Below are 2566 nucleotides of genomic sequence, written 5' to 3' on the forward strand. Positions count from 1 at the left end.
GACCAAAGGCCTTGCCCACCTCTTCCACATAAATAGGGAGGCTGTGTACGAACTGCGCCGCCACGTCCTTGGTAGTAATTACCTCTGTAATGGTAATCGTGGTGTAATCGGCGGAGGAGGGCTTATACAAAAGCCCCAGTACCAGTACCGAGAGAATGGGGCCGATGCTGCAAAGGGCGACAAGACCGAAGCTGTTGTCCTGAGAGTCGTCCTCCCGCATGGCGGCCAGACCCGCGCCAAAGGCCATGATAAACGGCACGGTAATGGGTCCGGTGGTCACGCCGCCGCTGTCAAAGGCCATGGGGATAAAATCCTTTGAGACATAAAAAGCCAGCGCGAAGACAATCGCATAAAAAATGAGCAGAAGGTGGGCCAGATTCAGATGGAAAACGGTCCGCAGGACCGCAACGGTTAAGAAAAGTCCCACGCCCAGAGCAATTGTCCAGATCAAGACGCTGTCGGGGATGGCGGGAACCTGATGGGCCAGCACCTGAAGATCCGGCTCCGCCACAGTGATAATCACGCCCATGATAAAGCCCACCGCAAGTATGGCTGCAATGGGTTTTCCGGGTTTTCCAAAGTGGCTGCCGATGCCCTGTCCTATGGGCATCATAGCCACGTCTGCGCCCAGTGCAAAAAATCCCATTCCCACAATCAGCATCACTGCTCCGGCGAGGAACAGGGTGATGGTTCCCACCGGAACAGGAACAATTGTGATTCCCAGCAGGAACACAATCACCGTGATTGGCAGAACAGACGACATGGATTCCTTAATTTTCGCTTTCAGATTTTCTTTCAATGATATCCTCCTTACTATGTATTTCAAGGACTCCTGAAAGCCCTAAAATAAATTCGCCCATGCCCTCAATACGGACGGCACCGAAAAACCACCGCACCCTGTCTGTGCAGTCGGCGGAGCGCCTCGCCGCGGCAAAAGAGCGAAATCATTTGTCAAAAGCCGTTCGCCAAGAAACGGCGAGCGGCTGACCCTATACACTTAGTTTACGGATTATATAGGATTTGTCAATACTGAACCCCGGACCATGCGCTTTTCCCGCTTTGGAGAGTATGCCCAACTTTTTTGTGGCAATCTCATAAAGCCCGGACGTGCACAGAACAAGGTCGCGTTAAAAAAACCCCGGAAACCACTGTGGTTTCCGGGAGCCTTTTACGATTAAGGGGACCTGCGTGCCTGTAAGCCCGCAAACCTCGGCCCGCTGCCCGGTACGCGGAATGGGCTATAAAATTTTAACGGAATAAAAACATCGCCACGCGAGTTCGGCATAGCGCATCATGCCCCCGTGAGGGGGCATCGCTGCTATCATAGCGCCGTTCAACGGATACTGCGGTTTCAAGTCATGCCCCCGTGAGGGGGCATCCCTGAGACGAGAGTGAGGTGTTGCCCTCATAAGTGTTTCAAGTCATGCCCCCGTGAGGGGGCATCACCAGCCGCAGGCTGTCCGGCCCGATGGCCTTTTCCACGTTTCAAGTCACGCCCCCGTGAGGGGGCATCCTGCATTTAGGGATTCAGAAAGACGGCGAATATGTAGTTTCAAGTCATGCCCCCGTGAGGGGGCATCTCCTATGCATAGGTGGAAGTCCTATGCCCACAGAACAGTTTCAAGTCATGCCCCCGTGAGGGGGCATCGGCGCTCCGGCTCCAAAGCCTGCTGGATGTCCGCAGTTTCAAGTCATGCCCCCGTGAGGGGGCATCGATGTATTCATCTATTTCCTTCGCAGTGATCGAGGCGTTTCAAGTCATGCCCCCGTGAGGGGGCATCCCTGCTGCTCGTTGAACAGGGCCGACAGCCCCGGAGTTTCAAGTCATGCCCCCGTGAGGGGGCATCCCATGGAAAAAGTAATTTCCGTTCTGGGCCTTGTGTTTCAAGTCATGCCCCCGTGAGGGGGCATCCATGGTTCATTTTCCTTTCAAATTATGGTCCAATGGTTTCAAGTCATGCCCCCGTGAGGGGGCATCGCGGTTTAACGCGCCGCCTTTGTGTAAATGGGTTGTTTCAAGTCATGCCCCCGTGAGGGGGCATCTTGTCCGTAGAAAATGGAAGATATGTATGCTCTGTGTTTCAAGTCATGCCCCCGTGAGGGGGCATCATTTTTGAATGGGAGGTGCATTACAAATGACGGCAGTTTCAAGTCATGCCCCCGTGAGGGGGCATCTTCATGATCTTTCGGAACTGGGCATCGCGCTTGCTGTTTCAAGTCATGCCCCCGTGAGGGGGCATCTTTGTGGCGTGGCCCATCCGCTTCATGCTGTACTTGTTTCAAGTCATGCCCCCGTGAGGGGGCATCATGGACTGGATATCTTTGAGATTAAGGGCGAACTGTTTCAAGTCATGCCCCCGTGAGGGGGCATCCTGGCTTTACGCATAGCATTAGAAGATTAGATCATAGTTTCAAGTCATGCCCCCGTGAGGGGGCATCACTTCTCCGGCACGTCCTTCAGCTTCGCATAAGTGTTTCAAGTCATGCCCCCGTGAGGGGGCATCGAAGCAAAAGTAAGATCGCCTATCGGATATTATGTTTCAAGTCATGCCCCCGTGAGGGGGCA

At 54.0% G+C, this 2566-nt stretch carries 1 protein-coding gene and 1 CRISPR repeat array; the gene reads right to left on the reverse strand.

Going from position 1 to position 2566, the window contains the following annotated elements; all coding sequences use genetic code 11:
• On the reverse strand, window positions 1-799 hold a 799-nt coding region (locus B2W96_RS07540), incomplete at its 3' end, for a DUF1538 domain-containing protein (RefSeq protein ID WP_293009675.1).
• Between the two features lie 484 nt (window positions 800-1283).
• Window positions 1284-2504: direct repeats of the CRISPR family, unit length 31 nt; unit sequence GTTTCAAGTCATGCCCCCGTGAGGGGGCATC.
• Window positions 2505-2566: the final 62 nt, after the last annotated feature.

Source organism: Oscillibacter sp. UBA6647 (assembly GCA_002455655.1).
Lineage (GTDB): Bacteria > Bacillota > Clostridia > Oscillospirales > Oscillospiraceae > Oscillibacter.